The following is a 17,486-nucleotide window of genomic DNA, read 5'->3' on the forward strand; positions in this document are numbered from 1 at the left end:
AGAACTACTTGGTTTTCCGAGACGTCGGAAACCGCTATACCGGAAAATCAATTGGAGAAATCACCATGGCAGTGAATGTAAATACAAACGTTTCAGCGATGACAGCGCAACGTTACCTAAACAACGCAAACAGCGCACAACAAACATCAATGGAGCGTCTAGCTTCAGGCTCAAAAATCAACAGCGCAAAAGATGACGCTGCGGGCCTACAAATCTCTAACCGTTTGAACGTTCAGAGCCGCGGCCTTGATGTTGCAGTACGTAACGCGAACGACGGTATCTCGATTGCACAAACTGCTGAAGGTGCAATGAACGAGACGACTAACATCCTGCAACGTATGCGTGATTTGTCTCTACAATCTTCAAACGGCTCAAACTCAAAATCTGAGCGTGTAGCGATTCAAGAAGAAGTAACAGCACTGAACGACGAACTAAACCGTATCGCGGAAACSACGTCTTTTGGTGGYAACAAGCTGCTTAACGGTACTCACGGYACTAAATCATTCCAAATCGGTGCGGATAACGGTGAAGCGGTAATGCTTCAACTGAAAGACATGCGCTCTGATAATGCTCAGATGGGTGGTAAGAGCTACCAAACTGAGAACGCKAAAGACAAAGATTGGAACGTTCAAGCTGGCTCTAACGACCTAAAAYTGTCGTTCACTGATAACTTCGGTCAAGCACAAGAAATCGACATCAACGCAAAAGCGGGTGACGATATCGAAGAGCTAGCAACGTACATCAACGGTCAACAAGACTCTGTGAAAGCGTCTGTAACTGAAGATGGTAAGCTACAAATGTTTACTGGTAACAACAAAGTTGAAGGCGAAGTGGCATTCTCTGGYAGCCTTGCTGGTGAACTAGGCATGCAACCTGGCAAAGACGTAACGGTTGATACTATCGACGTAACATCAGTTGGTGGCGCACAAGAGTCTGTAGCCGTTATCGATGCGGCACTTAAGTATGTAGACAGCCACCGTGCTGAGCTAGGTGCTTTCCAAAACCGTTTCGACCACGCTATCAGCAACTTAGACAACATTAACGAGAACGTTAACGCATCTAAGAGCCGTATTAAAGATACCGATTTCGCGAAAGAAACGACTCAGATGACTAAGTCTCAGATCCTTTCTCAAGCTTCAAGCTCGATTCTTGCTCAAGCGAAGCAAGCTCCGAACTCGGCACTTAGCCTACTAGGTTAATCGATTGAAAGGCCACGTTGACTATAAGCATGGTTGATCATAAGCGTTAACGTTAGGCTTCCACAAATTAGCTCGTGGTGAGAGATGAGCGCTAAACAGACCCAGCTTCGGCTGGGTTTTTTATTGCCTGCGATTTGGTGAAGGTGTATTGGGAAAAGTGCAATGTTGGTAAGCGGGAGCAAAAACGAGATTCCCTATCACGTTCGTTCCTCACTGTAGGGGGAATGACGGGAGTTGGGAAGTGGTGATTTTCTCGCTTACTACATCGAAGCAATCTTTCGTCATTCCAGAACCGAGTAGAACAAGGTATCAGGAATCTGCTTTTGATCGAGAAGTAAGTCAGATGTTAGGGTTCTTGTTGTGGTCGAAAGACATACTGCGTGATCTAACGTGTGGGACCTGCGCCAAGGGTGGTGTTTTGTGTGGTTTAATAGCAAAGTAGGGTTACGTTGGTAATTAATAATTGGGTATTACTGTGGCTTATTGAGGGATTGTTTACAGCGAGGTGAGGAGTAGTAATCAGAACTGTTGTTTAAGGAACTCGAGCCAAATAACAGGCACAAAAAACGCCACCCTTAGGTAGCGTTTTAATTAAAGCAGATAAGTAATCGAAATTACTTAGTTACTTTAAGAACTGGAGTTTCGCCAACAGTTACAGAACCAGAAAGCTTGTTCAGCTCCTTGATTTCGTCCATGTTAGAGATAACAACTGGAGTAAGCGTAGATTTCGCTTTCTCTTCTAGAAGCGCTAGGTCAAAAGTGATGATAGTGTCACCAGCTTTAACAGATTGACCTTCTTCAGCTACGCGAGTGAAGCCTTCGCCTTTAAGTTCAACAGTATCGATACCGAAGTGAACGAAAAGCTCAACACCGTCGTCAGACTCGATAGAGAATGCGTGGTTAGTTTCGAAGATCTTACCGATAGTACCGTTAACTGGAGCTACCATTTTGTCGCCAGCTGGTTTGATAGCGATGCCGTCACCAACGATTTTTTCAGCGAAAACTACATCTGGCACGTCTTCGATGTTTACGATTTCACCAGAAAGAGGTGCGATGATTTCGATTGCACCAGCATCAGCGCTGTCATCAGATACAAGCTTTTTCAGTTTGTCAAACAGACCCATTGTGTCATGCTCCTAACGTTTAGTTTTATTCTGTAGAATATACTATACCAATCTAACAAATTAGACGACTATTTTTAGCCGTCTAACTTTATTAAGCATTTGGCGATTACTGAGTTTTCTCAGCGATGAATTTTTCTACGCAAGCTTCAATTTCTGCAGCTGTAGGTAGAGATAGTGCTTCGTCAGCCATAGCTTTAACTTCAGCGAAGTTAGAGTTACGGATTACTTTCTTAACTTTAGGGATAGAGATACCGCTCATAGAGAACTCATCTAGACCCATGCCAAGAAGAAGTAGCGTTGCACGCTCATCACCAGCAAGCTCACCACACATACCAGTCCACTTACCTTCAGCGTGTGATGCGTCGATCACTTGCTTGATTACTGTAAGAACAGCAGGAGATAGTGGGTTGTATAGGTGAGAAATCATTTCGTTACCACGGTCTACCGCAAGAGTGTATTGCGTTAGGTCGTTAGTACCGATAGAGAAGAAAGATACTTCTTTCGCTAGGTGGTGTGCGATTGCAGCTGCTGCTGGAGTCTCAACCATTACGCCGATTTCGATTTCTTCATCGAAAGCTAGGCCTTCAGCGCGAAGTTCAACTTTGTACTCTTCGATTGCTTTTTTCAGTTCACGGATCTCTTCAACAGAAATGATCATTGGGAACATGATACGTAGTTTACCGTGTGCAGATGCACGTAGGATGCCACGTAGTTGGTCACGTAGGATTTCACGACGATCCAAGCTGATACGTACTGCACGCCAGCCTAAGAAAGGGTTCATCTCTTGTGGAAGGTCCATGTATGGTAGGTCTTTATCGCCACCGATATCCATAGTACGGATAATCACTGACTCACCTTCCATTGCTTCTGCTACTTCTTTGTAAGCAACGTATTGCTCTTCTTCAGTAGGAAGCGCGTCACGGTCCATAAATAGGAACTCAGTACGGTACAGACCAACGCCTTCACCGCCGTTACGCAGGATACCGTCACAGTCTTTTACTGTACCGATGTTGCCACAAACTTCTACACGGTGACCGTCTAGAGTTTCAGCATGTAAATCTTTTAGTTTTGCTAGTTCAACCGCTTCTGCTTCGAAATCTTCTTTGATTTTTTTAGCTTCTGCTAATTCAGCATCTGAAGGGTTGATGATGATCTTGTTGTTCATCGCGTCTAGCACAAGCATGTCGCCGTTCTTAACTTGCTTAGTGATATCGTTAGTACCAACGATAGCTGGAAGCTCTAGAGAACGTGCCATGATTGAAGTATGAGATGTACGACCGCCGATGTCACAAGCGAAACCAAGAACGTAGTCTAGGTTGATTTGTGCAGTTTCAGATGGCGTTAGGTCGTAAGCTACTAGGATAACTTCTTCATTGATATCTGCTAGAGATACAATGTTGATGCCTAGAGCATTTTTAACGAAACGAGTACCGATATCACGGATATCAGTTGCACGTTCTTTTAGGTACTCATCATCAAGAGACTCTAGTGCAACAGCTTGCTCTTCGATCACAGTGTGGATCGCGTTATCTGCGTGCATTTTGTCTTTCTTGATGAGTGCTAAAATCTCTTCTTCTAGCTCTTCATCTTCAAGCAGCATAATGTGGCCTTCAAAGATTGCTTCTTTTTCTTCGCCAAAAGTTTCAAGTGCTTTTTGCTTAACAACTTCAAGTTGCTGAGAAGATTTGTTACGAGCGTCAAAGAAACGCTGTACTTCTGCTTCAACTTGGTCGTCAGAGATAGATTGAGTGTTTAGGACAATTTCATCTTCTTGAAGTAGTAGTGCTTTACCGAAAGCAATACCAGGAGATGCTAGGATGCCTGAAATCATAGCCTTACCTTAGTTGTTCAACTGTAAACGGGAGAGTGTGTGACTTTAAGTCGTCGACTAATGTCGCGCTTATTCCTATCTATTTCGAACAAAGCCACTTTGCTATGCAAAATGGCTTTGAAAGAAGGAGACCGTATTAGTGTAGTTGATCCATAAGAGCAACTAGGTGGTCAACTGCTTGCTGAGCTTGAGGACCTTCAGCTGAAATAGTAACGTTAGTACCTTTTACTAGGCCTAAAGTTTGTAGTTTGAACAGGCTTTTCGCGCTAGCGCTTTTGCCGTTAGAAGTCACTGTGATGTCAGCGTCGAAAGATTTTGCTTCTTTAACGAACTGTGCAGCTGGACGAGTGTGAAGACCGTTTTCTGCTGTGATTTCTACTTGCTTCTCGTACATTTTATATACCCCAATTAATTTATTTTTTGTAAGTTTGTAACCAGATTAGCTTAACTGCTTTAGCCCAAATGCGCTAGAGGCTAGTACGCCATGTTCGTGTTAGAACTTAGACTGGTTATAAATTTTTATCCAGCCATGGTCGTCTTTTGTTGAGTACTCATGACTTTCAGAATTTGTTTATTGCTTCTTTTATTTTGAAGCGAAAAATAAAACAGACCCGATATTACCAAAGGTGGGGCAGGGATCAACAAAAAAGCCCCTAAACGGGGCTTTTTTGGACGAAAAATTGATTTGACCACATATTATTGTTGGTTCTCTTTTTCCGTAAAGATGCCAGCAAATAGGGCTGTACTTAGGTAACGTTCACCAGAGCTTGGTAGTACCGTTACGATAGTTTTTCCTGCAAATTCAGGGAGTTCTGCGATTCTGTTTGCGGCTACTACAGCTGCACCAGATGAGATGCCAGCAAGGATACCTTCTTCTTTCATTAGGCGTTGAGCCATCTCGATCGCTTCTTCAGAAGTTACCGATTCTACGCGGTCAATAATCTCTAAATCTAGGTTTCCAGGGATGAAACCTGCGCCGATACCTTGAATTTTGTGCGGAGCTGGCTTGATTTCTTCACCTGCAAGCGCTTGTGCAATTACTGGAGACTCAGCCGGTTCAACCGCTACTGAAGTAATCGCTTTGCCTTTTTCACCTTTAATGTAACGACTTGTACCAGTGATAGTACCGCCCGTACCAACACCCGCTACAAACACGTCGATTTCGCCGTCTGTTGCTTCCCAAATTTCAGGACCAGTCGTCTGCTCGTGAATCTGTGGGTTAGCTGGGTTGTTGAACTGTTGTAGTAGTAGATACTTGTCTGGGTCTGAAGCAACAATCTCTTCTGCTTTAGCAATCGCGCCGTTCATGCCTTTTGGTGCTTCAGTTAGCACAAGGTTTGCGCCAAGCGCTTTAAGCAGCTTACGACGTTCTAGGCTCATTGACTCAGGCATCGTTAGCGTTAGCTTGTAACCGCGCGCCGCAGCTACGAAGGCAAGAGCAACGCCAGTGTTACCACTAGTTGGTTCAACAAGCTCGATACCTGGCTTCAGAGTACCTGCTTTTTCAGCTTCCCAGATCATGTTTGAACCGATACGGCACTTAACACTGAAGCTTGGGTTACGAGCTTCGATCTTAGCTAGGACGTTACCTTTGCTTACTTTGTTAAGGCGGACTAGAGGTGTGTTACCAATCGTTAGGGTGTTGTCTTCGTAGATCTTGCTCATGCGATATTCCTTCATTTAATGACAGAACTAAACGTAGTATATCAATCACTTTACCGTCTAGTGTCTTTCGATGTTTTTTCAGCTTGAATTTAGATTAAACAAGTTGAAAAAAAGGTAAAAGGATTAAAAAGTTATATCATATAGATATGTAGCAGAATTGACGCCTATCTTTATTGAAATCAGAACTTCAAAAAGATAGGCGAAACTAGGAAGTATAGGCAGGGTTAGAGATGAGGACTTATAGACGTGAGCGTAGAGCTTGGTCTTTAAACTCAGCAACCCACATTGCTGTTGCGCCACAAACGGCAACGGGCATCACAATCAGGTTTAAAATTGGAATAGTCGTGAAAACAGAAACAAGCGCACCGAAGCTGTAGCTCTTACCTTGTTTTTGTTTCAAATTGTTTCTCATGTCATCGAACTTGATTTTATGGTTATCGAACGGGTAGTCAGCGTATTGAATCGCTAACATCCATGCTGTGAAAATGAACCATAAAAACGGTGCAACGGTTTGCCCTAGTGCTGGAATTAACAAAAGTAGGAATAAACCTATCGCTTTTGGCAGAACGTAGACAAGCTTGCGCCATTCTCTCGCTAAAATACGTGGGGTATCTTTGAGTACATCCAGTAAACCATCGTCATTGACTTTTTTGCCACTGAGTAACTCTTCTACCTTTTCAGCGAGCAATCCATTAAAAGGCGCGGCAATGAAGTTCGCGAGGGTGCTAAAGAAATACGAGAAAGTGGCCAATACGGTTAACACAAGTAATGGCCATAAAATGTATGACAACCACGATAAGAAGCTTGGTAATGCACCAATCCAACCCTCAATCCAAGTGTTTAGGTTGGAGAAGATATAAAACAAAGCACCACCAACGAGTAACACGTTCGCGATAAGTGGCATGAGTACAAACTTACGAATGCTCGGCGACAAGGCGATTTTTATTCCGAAAATAAAATAGCCAAAGCCGGAGCGGGGAACAGATTCAATAGTCATATTTAAATTGGGTCACATGTGAATTTGATTAAATAGCAAACATGTCTAGTGTACTCGACCGAAATTAAGAAAAAAAGCGTGGTGAAAATCACACCATGTAAGGAACTAATTGTATTAAGTTGTTCTAAAACAGTGGCTACTTTTGATAGAGTAGTGAGATTAGCCAAATTAACCCAACTTAGTGACAGCGTGTTTATAGCTAGTTGACTAAGAAAGCTGAGAGCGAAAAATGCAGGAATTGCGATTTGTACTCATTATTGTTGGCGCATTAGCTATCGCCGCATTATTGTTCCATGGCCTATGGACGAGTAAAAAAGAAGGGAAAGCAAAGTTTGGAGATAAGCCGCTTGGTAAGCTTGATAACGACAGCTTAGATCAAGCAGAAACAATCCCAAACCGTTCATTCGCCCCAGAAGATGATTTTGAGATAATCCGAAAAGAGCGTAAAGAGCCGGATTTTGCTGTTTCACCATCGGCGACTGATCCGCTGATTGACTCTGATCCACTAACAGCACCAGTAATGAAAGAAGCTCACGAAGACGACATCGAGTTGAGTGATCTTCCTTCTTTCAGCGTAGAAGACCCAATTAAGGTTGAAAGTGAACCTGAAGTGATTGAGGAAGAGAAGGTTGTTGAGCCTGAAGTTCCAAGCTTTGAGTTGACTGACGAGCAAAAAGAAAACCATGCAGGCTTTAAAGAGCAGTACGGTTCGTTTGAAGAGTCTTCTGAGGCGGTTGATGAGCCACTCGTTCCAAATGAAACGTTCACTCAAAGAGAGCCAGTTGTTGCGAAAGAAGTCGTTACTCCGCAAAGTGCATCTGTTGAAGAAGCGAAGCCAGATGAAGAACTTGGCTTAGAAGTTATCGTTCTTAATGTTCACTGTGCTGGAGAGATCCCATTTGTGGGTACAGAACTTTTCCGTAGCATGGAGAACAACGGTTTAACTTATGGTGAGATGTCTATCTACCACTGCTTTGCACAATCTACAGACGCACCAAAGGTTATTTTCAGCGTTGCAAATATGATGCAGCCGGGAACGCTAGAACATGATGATCCTGCTGACTTCACGACTAAAGGTATTTCGTTCTTTATGACGTTGCCTTGTTACGGTCAAGCTGATCAGAACTTCAATGTGATGTTGAGTGCGGCGCAGAAAATTGCCGACGATATGGGCGGAAACGTATTGGATGAATCGCGCAACTTAATGACACCAAACCGTTTATCTGAATACCGCAAGCAAATCAGAGACTTTATGACGGCATCGAATGCCTAGCCGTATTGTTTAGCCTTGTAAATAATCTATATTTATAGAAAAGGGCTCCTAAGGGAGCCCTTTTTGATATTTCAATCACGACAGAGAATGATATGAAAGAATCGATTCAAGTTACCTTAGAGCAGTTAAGAGAAACTCTGCATTATCACGCCGTTCGTTATTACGTAGAAGATAGCCCTGAGATCCCTGATGTCGAGTACGATCGATTAATGCAGCAATTGCTAAAGATCGAAGAAGAGAACCCAGAGCTAGTGACGGTAGATTCTCCGAGCCAGCGTGTTGGTGGTCAGCCTCTCGATGGTTTCACTCAAGTGACTCATGAGATCCCAATGCTTTCTCTGGACAATGCTTTCTCTGATGAAGATTTGGATGCGTTCAATAAGCGAATGTCTGATAGGGCGCCAACCGCAAATCTCAAGACTTTCTGTTGTGAACCTAAGCTTGATGGCCTTGCCGTTAGCTTGCTCTATGTGAATGGTACCCTAGTTCAGGCTGCTACACGTGGTGACGGTGCGACGGGTGAAAATATCACTGAAAACGTGCGTACTATCAGCTCTATCCCACTTAAATTACAAGGTGCAGGCTGGCCAGAGCGTATTGAAGTTCGTGGCGAGGTGTTTATGCCAAAAGCGGGTTTCGATAAGTTGAATGAGATGGCGTTGAAGAAAGGCGAGAAAGTCTTTGTTAACCCACGTAATGCCGCAGCAGGTAGCTTACGTCAGCTGGATTCTCGTATTACAGCGAAACGCCCGCTGGCTTTCTATGCCTACAGTGTTGGTGTTGTAGAGGGCGCTGAGCTATCTAATAGCCACTATCAACGCTTCTTACAGCTGAAAGGCTGGGGGTTACCTATGTGTCCTGAGACTAAGCAGCTTAGCTCACTTGAGGACGTAAAGGCTTATTACCAAGACATCATGACCCGTCGCGATGCTCTGGCTTATGAGATTGATGGTGTGGTGATCAAAGTCGACGATATTGCCGCACAAGAAGTGCTTGGCTTTGTTGCTAGAGCGCCTCGCTGGGCGATTGCTTACAAATTCCCAGCGCAAGAAGAGGTCACTCTGCTTAACGATGTTGAGTTCCAGGTAGGCCGTACGGGCGCTATTACGCCGGTTGCTAAACTGGAACCTATCTTTGTTGGTGGTGTGACGGTGAGTAATGCCACGCTTCACAATGCCGATGAGATTGCTCGTTTAGGCGTGAAGATAGGCGACAGCGTTATTATTCGCCGTGCTGGCGATGTGATTCCGCAAATTGTGGCTGTTGTACTAGATCGTCGTCCTGAAACTGCGAAAGACATCGTATTCCCGAGCGCTTGCCCAGTATGTAACTCAGCAGTTGAGCGCATAGAGGGTGAGGCTGTAGCGCGTTGTACTGGCGGTTTAGTATGTCAGGCGCAGCGTAAAGAAGCGCTGAAGCACTTTGTGTCGAGAAAGGCGCTGGATGTTGATGGTCTTGGCGTAAAGGTGATAGAGCAGCTTGTAGACCGTGAAATGGTAGAAACGCCCGCTGACTTGTTCAAGCTCAGCGCGGGCGTGATCACAGTTCTTGATCGTATGGGGCCTAAATCGGCGCAAAATGTGGTGAGTGCGCTTAATAAAGCCAAAGACACAACACTGGCACGTTTCCTTTATTCGCTAGGTATTCGTGAAGTGGGTGAAGCAACTGCGATGAACTTGGCGCAACACTTCAAAACACTGGAGCTGGTTCAAGTGGCGACCCATGAACAATTAGTTGAGGTGTCTGATATTGGTGACATCGTCGCTAGCCATATCACAAGTTTCTTTTCGCAAGAGAAAAACAGAGCGGTAGTCGATCAGCTGATAGAACTTGGCGTGAACTGGCCTGTCATCGAAGAAGCTGCGGATGATCAAGAGCTACCACTAGAAGGTAAGGTAGTTGTGTTGACTGGGTCACTTTCTCAACTAGGTCGCAGTGAAGCCAAAGCGGCATTGCAAGCATTGGGTGCGAAAGTTACGGGTAGCGTATCTAAGAAAACGGACATCTTGTTTGCCGGTGAAGCGGCGGGTTCTAAATTAACCAAAGCACAAGATTTAGGTATCGAAATAAGAACAGAAGAAGATCTAATAGCCCTTATTTCGTAAGTAAATACAGATAAAAAAAGCTCAAAGGCACTCCTTTTAAGGGAGTGCCTTTTTTGTTTCTGATATAAAAATGAGGGCTTTTTAATTGTTGATAATTTTGTTCCTATATGAACTCTAAAGTCAGGACAGTGACGCTGCTCAATATTAATGAAATACCGTTCCAGTTGTATGAAATATGCGAGTCATATCTATTTTTATAAAAACAACAAATCGTTAAGTTATTGTTTTTTATTGATTTAATTGTATTTCGGGGTGGCTTTTTCAATTTATCGATCTGGATCACTAAGTACCTACTAAATTTGCACCAACTCATATTTTTTTAGATGAAAATTAAGTTCTCATTGATCTTTTTGAGGGCGAAGTTAGTCTTAATGCCATGGATGCACACGATGTGTATAACCAGAAAGGAAATAGAGAATTCAGAGTTCAGGGTTCTCAAACAAGAAAAGGTATTTCTCTCTACGGCGGCCAACTTTAGGCGGGGAATATTCAAACAGCTATATCCATTTTTAGGAGTTTTATTCCATGGAAAACAAAATTTTCAAACGTACTCTACTAGGTGCAACAGTTGCACTTTTATCGACAGGCGTAATGGCGAAAGAAGTTGGTATCAACTCTGACTTCAACGTTGACGTATACGGTGTTGCAGCTATCTCTTTAGTGAACTACAACACAACTGACAACAATGACTCTAGCTCTGGCTATGCTGTAGAGAATGAATCTCGTATCGGCTTCCGTGCTCACAAAGATATGTTTGAAGACGTTACAATCACAATGCAGATCGAATCTGGCTACGTAGATAGCACAGACTGGTCTCACGGTGGCGTTTCAGGCGGTGTTCTAGGTTTCCGTGATACTTTCGTTGGCGCTTCTGGCTCTTGGGGTAATCTACGTGTGGGTCGTGTTCTTACGCCACTATACGAAATCGTCGACTGGCCATTCTCTAACCCTGGTCTAGGTTCTGTATTCGATTGGGGCGGCATCAACGGTCACTACGATCGTCAATCTAACCAAGTACGTTACGATTCAGCTAAATTTGGTGGTTTCTCTTTTGCAGCTTCTGTTGGTCGTGATGATAACGACAACGGTGGTGGTGCGGCGACTCGTGATGCTAACTTCGTTGGTGCAAGTGCTAAGTACAGCTTCGAAAAAGTAACATTCATGGGTGCAGTTGAATCTGGTACACGTGTAGTTGCGGCTTCTGGTGGTGAGTACTTAATCGCTCAAGAAGAAGTTAAGCTTGCTGACGGTACTGTTGTTAAAGCTGGTGACCAATATCAATCAGATGTAGTTGCGGGCTACGATGATGATACATTTGCATACATCGTTGGCTTTGAAGCTAGCCTACCAGCGGGTTTCGGCTTTGCTGCAGCATATAAAGGTGAAGAGCTAGACAATGGTATCCGTAAAGTGACTCAAGACTCTTACTCTATCATTGGTCAATACTGGAACGGTCCAATCGGTTTCAAACTAGGTTACGCAGCGAACCTTGAGTCTGAAACAAACGGTTCTAAAGACGCTAACTCAGATAGCAACACTATCTCTGGTCAGCTAATGGCAGTTCACAACGGTTTCGTACCTTACCTACGTGTAGCGGGTCGTACTGTTGGTGACGCTGATACAGATATCGTAACTCGCGTTGGTCTTGAGTACGGTTTCTAAGCTAAAGTTATCAGCTTAAAAATAGTTAGATAAAAATCAAAACGCTGGTAAATTATTTTGCCAGCGTTTTTCCATAGTGAACATAAGGAATTAGTCATAATGAATAAAGTTAGTGTAGTTGTATTATCATTATTTTTGGGAGCTTGTAGTTCACTCGATTCAAAAAGTAATTTTGCAGATTCAGTAGCAGATGTACAGCCTAAAGGTGGTTACATTCAAGTGACTGGACAATCTTATGTGGCTGAAAGTAAAGCTAATGTAGGGGCGGATATCCTGAAATCGTCACTCTACTTTACGTATAACAAAGAAGTAACACAGAATTCAGCCCCAGAATCTTCAATCACTATGGATGTAAGCTACTTCCAAAGTTATAAAGAGTACGAAACTGTTAGCTTTTTTGGTAAGACGATAGAGCTAGAAGAGAGACAAGTACCAAGAGAAAGCTGCAGTGAGCATTGTACAAAGACTCAATATATTAAATTTCCATTAAGTGATGCTGACATTCAGCAATCAAGAGCAAAGAATTTAGAGTTTACGCTTGATGGACAAAACTCAACAATGAGTACAACTTTTATTGTGCCGAAAGCGTATATCGACACAATCTACAACGGTGCGAATAATCATACAGCTATTGCGGTTGCTCCTGTAGCTGCAGTGCCAGTAGCAGCAGTTTCTGCAGAGGAACCAAAAGCCTCGCAAGCACAAGAGATGGTTAACTACTGGTACGGCGAAGCAACAAAAGAAGAACAAGCTGCAGTGACAGATTGGGCATTCAAGAACCGTAAGAACGCTAACCCTGCATCACTAGAAGGCTCAAAAGAAATCGAAATGGTTTCATATTGGTTCAATAAGCTAGACAGCGAAGAAAAATCTCAAACTATGATTTGGCTGTTAGAGCAAGAGTAGGCTTCTAACGTAAGTCTCTAGCTATGTTTTTCAACCGCAGTATTGTATAACAGCAGTACTGCGGTTTTTCTTTTATGCTTACAGGTAAGATTGTGAATATTGGTGAAGTAGCAAAGCGTGTTGGTACGACAGCGAAATCCATTCGTTTTTACGAAAGTAAGGGCATGATGAGCCCACCGCACCGTTCAGAAAATGGGTACAGGCAATACGGCGAGATTCACATCGAACAGTTGGAGTTTGTACTGAGAGCTAAGATGGTTGGATTCACTCTTGACGAATGTAAAGCGCTTGTTGAATTGGCAATGAACCCCAACAGACAAAGCTACGAAGTAAAAAAGAAAGCCACGCAGAAGTTAGATGAAATAGAGTTGAAGCTTGCGGAATTAAACAAGATGAAGGTGCAGCTGCAATCTTGGGTACATGATTGCCCTGGAGACACTTCAACGGAATGTCCTATTTTAAACAACCTTGCTGGCCGCAGTTAGTTTCGAATGTAAATAATAGTCAGGCTGCAAATAGTATTACTAGCCTGACTTTAATTACTTATCACAGTACTGTTCCGCCGTAATGTTTGCAGATCAGAATTGGTACATGAGTGACAGCATTGCCATCTGAGCACTTAACAATAGGCCCCATGTTTCCGTTACCTGGAGACTGACTGCTCGCCAGAGCACTGCCGAATGACAGGCTGAATATCGCTGTTAAAATTATTAGGAAATGTCTCATACAGACTCCGTTATGTTTATCTCTTGTTGAGATAAATGAAAGTATGGACAAGGAAAGGAAAATTTCAAAAGTTGGACGGACTTAACATTTTTAACAATTATAATTAAGCGAGAGCGTGGCTCACTATTCATATATATATTGGTTAAGAAACCTGACTTTCTTATATCTTTTTAGCTCAATCAAAATTTTTAGCTTTACGAAATAAGAACTTATTTTTTTTACTATTCAATCTATCGTAATGATAATTCGAATATTATTAAGGTTCAAAAATAGAAAAAGCCTGCATTCATTGAAAATACAGGCTTCATATAGCTCTTTTTTATAAAGGTTCTATTATTAGAACTATTCCGTCTAAAGCGACAATCCTAATTTCGGTGCCAGATGGGATATCTTGACTCGCCTTTGCTGACCAAGAAGAGTCACCGAACTTAATTCGACAGCTACCTTTCTTTACGTCTTCACTTAGAATAATGGTTTGACCTACCAGTTGTTTTTCTCTTTGGTTTAACTCTCGCCCTGCATCTGACTGCCTGTCATTAGACAGTTGTCTTCTCCACCATAACCAAGTGGTAATCAGAGAGAAGCTAGCGAAGGACAGCCATTGCATCTGCCAACCGATTGGTAGTGCGCCTAATAGGGCACCGACCAACATGGCAGATATGCCTATCCATAAAAAGTAACCAGCGGTTCCAATTAGCTCAAGCGCTAACAATGCTAGACCAAACGCTAACCAATGCCAGTGGTTTACTTGTTCTAGTAATTCGACCATAAGTTAGTCCTTACTACCTTTGTCATTCTTATGTGCAAACATCTCCGCGATACCCGCGACAGAACCCATAAGGCCAGTTGCTTCGAGTGGCAGCATGATGATCTTGCCGTTTTCAGCTTGGCCTATAGATTTCAATGCGTCGGTGTAACCTTGTGCAATAAAGTAATTGACCGCTTGCATGTCACCTTGAGCAATTGCCGTTGATACCATTTCTGTCGCTTTAGCTTCTGCTTCTGCGGCACGCTCACGGGCTTCTGCTTGCAATATTGCTGCTTGCTTCTCACCTTCTGCTTTCAGGATCTCTGATTGCTTGTGACCTTCTGCTTTCAAGATCTCAGCTTGTCGTACACCTTCTGCCTCAAGGATATCAGCACGTTTATTACGCTCGGCTTTCATCTGGGCATTCATCGCAGCAGTAAGGTCTGCTGGTGGCTGTACGTCTTTAATTTCGATACGGGTGACTTTTACGCCCCACGGGTTAGTTGCTTCATCAACGATATTTAGGAGCTTAGTATTGATCATGTCACGCTGGCTAAGCATCTCATCCAGCTCCATCGAGCCCAGTACAGTACGAATATTAGTGAGGGTTAAGTTACGAATCGCGTGTTCAAGGTCATTCACTTCATAAGCCGCCTTAGGTGCATCGATCACTTGAACAAAACACACCGCATCAATAACTACATTCGCGTTATCTTTGGAGATGACTTCTTGTGCTGGGATATCGAGAACACGCTCCATCATACTGATGCGTTGTCCAACTTTATCAATAAATGGAATGATTAAGTTAAGACCCGGTTTAAGAGTATGTGTGTATCGGCCAAAGCGTTCTACGGTCCAGTTATTGCCTTGCGGAACCGTTTTTACTCCGGCGAAAATAAACAGTAGTGCGACGGCAGTAAAGACGCCAATAGTAATCAAGGTATCAATAGGCATACAAAGTCCTTTGCAAGTTTAAGTTTTTGAATGTTTATTACTCATACTGGCGCATATTTAAAGGCGGGGCAAATTTATAAATGAGAAATGGGCCATAAAACATTGATTTTATGGCCCATTATGGAGTTTTGCATTCAAAAACCTAATAGGTAGATTCGCTGAATTTAGATTTGATAGCTAACTGGCTTAAGACTTAGCAGTTACAGAACTTGACTAGTAAAGCAGAGAGTAAAGTTGACGGCGGTACTTACTGGCAACTAGGTTACCTTGTCCAAGCGCACTCAATATGTCCATGAACTCTTTTTTCATGTCGCCATCGAGAGTATTAAGATCTTTGGCTAGGAAAGACCACAATAGATTCATTGCTTCTTCACTGCGGTTCACTTGGTGATATTGTAATGCTAATTCAGATGCTGTTTTAGCGTCGCTCGGATTTTGCTGAAGAGCGGCTTCTAATGCTTGTATTTCAGGGCTGTCTGCAGCCTGGTTGTGAAGATCAAGTTTGGCGACTAAGCCTTTGTAGTAATTATCTTGGTACTCAAGAGGGATGGTTGATAGCTGAATTTCAGCAAGGTCAAATTGTTGCGTTTCTAACAAACACTCTGCGATCGCCAGTTTTACTTCACCTTTATTCGTTAGCTCAGCTGGAAGTTGCTGCATTGCTGCTAGTGCTTGTGTGTGTTCACCTGCTTGCATTTGCTCAAGAGCTTGACGTAAAGCTAGTTCATCTTGACTAGGAAGGTGTTTGCCTAGCATCTCTACAATCGCATTTATGCTTTGAGGACCACCGAGCCCATCGACTGGCTGACCGTTAACAAACAGTGCAATCGTAGGCAGTGCTTGAACACCAAACTGGCTAGCAATCGCTTGTTCTTGCTCGCAATTCAATAGCGCTAACGTGAAAGCACCGTTGTATTGCTGAGTTAAGGTTTGAAGTTCAGGAATGACTTGGGCGCTCTCTTGGCTCATTGGTGCCCAAAAATGGATGAGTACAGGGGTCTGCATCGAACCTTCTAATACTTGACGAAAGTTCTGCTCATTAAGTTCAACAATATGCGGAGATTGCATTTACGTTCCTTGAGGTTTGTTTTGTGGATACGTTGCAAATATGGGGGGATTAGTCGGTAACTTCAAGATCTAACTCGGTTATCTCGGATAAAAAGAACCAAAAATAGAAAAACGCTATGCTTCGATGTTGATAGAGTTGTTATCTCAACATGGAAGGCATAGCGTTATCATCGAGGTAGTCAGTGAGGCGTTGCGTGAGATACTCAAAACAGAATAAACAACGTAATAGCCAGACCCACACCTACCCAATTAAGGCGGTTTAAAGTCATGAGATTTCCAGAGTAGAACCATCAATTGGGAATAATTGATGGGATAGGATCATCATGGCATCTTATTGTTACGGAAAAATTACATCGTTACATTAAAGTTTGCGACTCTGCATTCAAAGTTAGCAATTTATGCAGCTTTTCTCAAAATAGGGTCTAGCAAGCGACTCGGTAGAATTCTTTTCAATACCGCGAACACCTTAGTTGGAGTTGTAACTCGATATCTTAACTTGGGTTTATCGGCTGTGAGAGCATGGAATACCGGCTCAATACAACTTTCGGGAGGCAGCACAAAAGCGTTATTCGATGATTCTTTTTTGAGTCGATCTTTTTGTTGTTGATAAGCGTCTTGGTGAGCGCTGCCAGAAATGTTGATCCATTTATTGAACGCTTTTAAGGCATTGGTTCTAAATTGAGTCTCAATTGGCCCTGGTTGCAGTAATGAGATCTGTATACCACTGCCATGCAGCTCCAATCGCAAGGTATCCGTCCAGCCCTCAATTGCGAATTTAGAAGCATTATAAGCACCACGATACTTCATCGCTGCAAAACCTAATACGGAACTGTTTTGTACGATTCGACCTTCGCCACGTTCGCGCATGTGCGGAAGGATCTGACAAACGAGATGATGCCAACCAAAGAAGTTGGTTTCGAATTGCTCTCTGAGCCCCTGGGTCGGTAAGTCTTCTAGCGCACCTGCTTGACCGTAAGCACCGTTATTGAATAATCCATACAATCCATTAGGTGCGAGATCAATAGCAAGCTTGGCGCCATGCTCAATACTTTCTTGGTTGGAAAGGTCTAATTGAATACAGGTGAGGCCTTCGTCTTGAAGGCGTTGAACATCTTGTGGATCACGACAAGATGCAATGACATGAAAACCACGCTTTTGAAGTGCATGAGCACATGTATAGCCAATACCTGTTGAGCAACCGGTAATAAGAATCGACTTGTTCACACTT

16 protein-coding genes are annotated in these 17,486 nt (G+C 43.2%); 6 read left to right on the forward strand and 10 right to left on the reverse strand.

Going from position 1 to position 17,486, the window contains the following annotated elements:
- Positions 1-65 precede the first annotated feature (65 nt).
- Positions 66-1,199 (forward strand): flagellin, encoded by a 1,134-nt coding sequence (locus L4C44_RS09860; RefSeq protein WP_010436625.1) that lies wholly within the window; start codon positions 66-68, stop codon positions 1,197-1,199.
- Between the two features lie 614 nt (positions 1,200-1,813).
- Here L4C44_RS09860 and crr read toward each other — a convergent pair.
- The 5 genes from crr to cysZ form a co-directional block, all read right to left on the reverse strand.
- Positions 1,814-2,323: a PTS glucose transporter subunit IIA gene (gene crr, locus L4C44_RS09865; protein ID WP_004737851.1), complete on the reverse strand. Its 510-nt coding sequence runs from the start codon at positions 2,321-2,323 to the stop codon at positions 1,814-1,816.
- A 106-nt stretch (positions 2,324-2,429) separates the two neighbouring features.
- A complete protein-coding gene (gene ptsI / locus L4C44_RS09870; RefSeq protein ID WP_017061935.1) occupies positions 2,430-4,154 on the reverse strand; it encodes a phosphoenolpyruvate-protein phosphotransferase PtsI in 1,725 nt (574 codons plus the stop codon).
- 136 nt (positions 4,155-4,290) lie between these two features.
- Positions 4,291-4,548 carry an HPr family phosphocarrier protein gene (locus tag L4C44_RS09875; RefSeq protein ID WP_004734263.1) on the reverse strand — a complete coding sequence of 86 codons (258 nt, stop codon included), beginning with the start codon at positions 4,546-4,548 and terminating at the stop codon, positions 4,291-4,293.
- Positions 4,549-4,850: 302 nt separating this feature from the next.
- A complete protein-coding gene (gene cysK, locus L4C44_RS09880; RefSeq protein WP_017061934.1) occupies positions 4,851-5,819 on the reverse strand; it encodes a cysteine synthase A in 969 nt (322 codons plus the stop codon).
- 238 nt (positions 5,820-6,057) lie between these two features.
- Positions 6,058-6,816 (reverse strand): sulfate transporter CysZ, encoded by a 759-nt coding sequence (gene cysZ, locus L4C44_RS09885; RefSeq protein ID WP_146490396.1) that lies wholly within the window; start codon positions 6,814-6,816, stop codon positions 6,058-6,060.
- A 229-nt stretch (positions 6,817-7,045) separates the two neighbouring features.
- Here cysZ and zipA point away from each other — a divergent pair, with 229 nt between their 5' ends.
- The 5 genes from zipA to cueR all read left to right on the forward strand — a co-directional run bounded on the left by zipA (position 7,046) and on the right by cueR (position 13,247).
- On the forward strand, positions 7,046-8,089 hold the full coding sequence (gene zipA, locus L4C44_RS09890) for a cell division protein ZipA (RefSeq protein ID WP_428804961.1): 1,044 nt from the start codon (positions 7,046-7,048) through the stop codon (positions 8,087-8,089).
- Between the two features lie 92 nt (positions 8,090-8,181).
- Positions 8,182-10,194, forward strand: coding sequence for an NAD-dependent DNA ligase LigA (gene ligA / locus L4C44_RS09895; RefSeq protein ID WP_146490394.1), 2,013 nt, complete (start codon positions 8,182-8,184; stop codon positions 10,192-10,194).
- A 525-nt stretch (positions 10,195-10,719) separates the two neighbouring features.
- Positions 10,720-11,856 carry a porin gene (locus L4C44_RS09900; protein ID WP_146490393.1) on the forward strand — a complete coding sequence of 379 codons (1,137 nt, stop codon included), beginning with the start codon at positions 10,720-10,722 and terminating at the stop codon, positions 11,854-11,856.
- 99 nt (positions 11,857-11,955) lie between these two features.
- The gene (locus tag L4C44_RS09905) at positions 11,956-12,762 is read left to right on the forward strand and encodes a DUF2057 domain-containing protein (protein WP_428804962.1); all 807 of its coding nucleotides are present in this window, start codon (positions 11,956-11,958) and stop codon (positions 12,760-12,762) included.
- Between the two features lie 92 nt (positions 12,763-12,854).
- On the forward strand, positions 12,855-13,247 hold the full coding sequence (gene cueR, locus L4C44_RS09910; RefSeq protein WP_060982188.1) for a Cu(I)-responsive transcriptional regulator: 393 nt from the start codon (positions 12,855-12,857) through the stop codon (positions 13,245-13,247).
- A 61-nt stretch (positions 13,248-13,308) separates the two neighbouring features.
- Here the strand turns inward: cueR and L4C44_RS09915 are convergent, their stop codons facing one another.
- The 5 genes from L4C44_RS09915 to L4C44_RS09935 form a co-directional block, all read right to left on the reverse strand.
- Positions 13,309-13,488: a hypothetical protein gene (locus L4C44_RS09915; RefSeq protein WP_081090150.1), complete on the reverse strand. Its 180-nt coding sequence runs from the start codon at positions 13,486-13,488 to the stop codon at positions 13,309-13,311.
- A 319-nt stretch (positions 13,489-13,807) separates the two neighbouring features.
- Positions 13,808-14,257, reverse strand: coding sequence for an NfeD family protein (locus L4C44_RS09920; protein WP_146490391.1), 450 nt, complete (start codon positions 14,255-14,257; stop codon positions 13,808-13,810).
- Positions 14,258-14,260: 3 nt separating this feature from the next.
- Complete coding sequence (locus L4C44_RS09925) at positions 14,261-15,190, reverse strand: SPFH domain-containing protein (protein WP_017063395.1); 930 nt, start codon at positions 15,188-15,190, stop codon at positions 14,261-14,263.
- 213 nt (positions 15,191-15,403) lie between these two features.
- Positions 15,404-16,258: a co-chaperone YbbN gene (locus L4C44_RS09930; protein WP_428804963.1), complete on the reverse strand. Its 855-nt coding sequence runs from the start codon at positions 16,256-16,258 to the stop codon at positions 15,404-15,406.
- Positions 16,259-16,654: 396 nt separating this feature from the next.
- Positions 16,655-17,482 carry an SDR family oxidoreductase gene (locus tag L4C44_RS09935; protein WP_372383920.1) on the reverse strand — a complete coding sequence of 276 codons (828 nt, stop codon included), beginning with the start codon at positions 17,480-17,482 and terminating at the stop codon, positions 16,655-16,657.
- Between the last annotated feature and the right edge of the window lie 4 nt (positions 17,483-17,486).

The organism is Vibrio satsumensis (genome assembly GCF_050337435.1).
Classification (GTDB): domain Bacteria; phylum Pseudomonadota; class Gammaproteobacteria; order Enterobacterales; family Vibrionaceae; genus Vibrio; species Vibrio satsumensis.

Coding starts and splice junctions, on each gene's coding strand:
- crr (WP_004737851.1), bottom strand. CDS start 2,323: ATGGGTCTGTTTGACAAACTGAAAAAGCTTGTATCTGATGACAGCGCT.
- ptsI (WP_017061935.1), bottom strand. CDS start 4,154: ATGATTTCAGGCATCCTAGCATCTCCTGGTATTGCTTTCGGTAAAGCA.
- L4C44_RS09875 (WP_004734263.1), bottom strand. CDS start 4,548: ATGTACGAGAAGCAAGTAGAAATCACAGCAGAAAACGGTCTTCACACT.
- cysK (WP_017061934.1), bottom strand. CDS start 5,819: ATGAGCAAGATCTACGAAGACAACACCCTAACGATTGGTAACACACCT.
- cysZ (WP_146490396.1), bottom strand. CDS start 6,816: ATGACTATTGAATCTGTTCCCCGCTCCGGCTTTGGCTATTTTATTTTC.
- zipA (WP_428804961.1), top strand. CDS start 7,046: ATGCAGGAATTGCGATTTGTACTCATTATTGTTGGCGCATTAGCTATC.
- ligA (WP_146490394.1), top strand. CDS start 8,182: ATGAAAGAATCGATTCAAGTTACCTTAGAGCAGTTAAGAGAAACTCTG.
- L4C44_RS09900 (WP_146490393.1), top strand. CDS start 10,720: ATGGAAAACAAAATTTTCAAACGTACTCTACTAGGTGCAACAGTTGCA.
- L4C44_RS09905 (WP_428804962.1), top strand. CDS start 11,956: ATGAATAAAGTTAGTGTAGTTGTATTATCATTATTTTTGGGAGCTTGT.
- L4C44_RS09915 (WP_081090150.1), bottom strand. CDS start 13,488: ATGAGACATTTCCTAATAATTTTAACAGCGATATTCAGCCTGTCATTC.
- L4C44_RS09920 (WP_146490391.1), bottom strand. CDS start 14,257: ATGGTCGAATTACTAGAACAAGTAAACCACTGGCATTGGTTAGCGTTT.
- L4C44_RS09925 (WP_017063395.1), bottom strand. CDS start 15,190: ATGCCTATTGATACCTTGATTACTATTGGCGTCTTTACTGCCGTCGCA.
- L4C44_RS09930 (WP_428804963.1), bottom strand. CDS start 16,258: ATGCAATCTCCGCATATTGTTGAACTTAATGAGCAGAACTTTCGTCAA.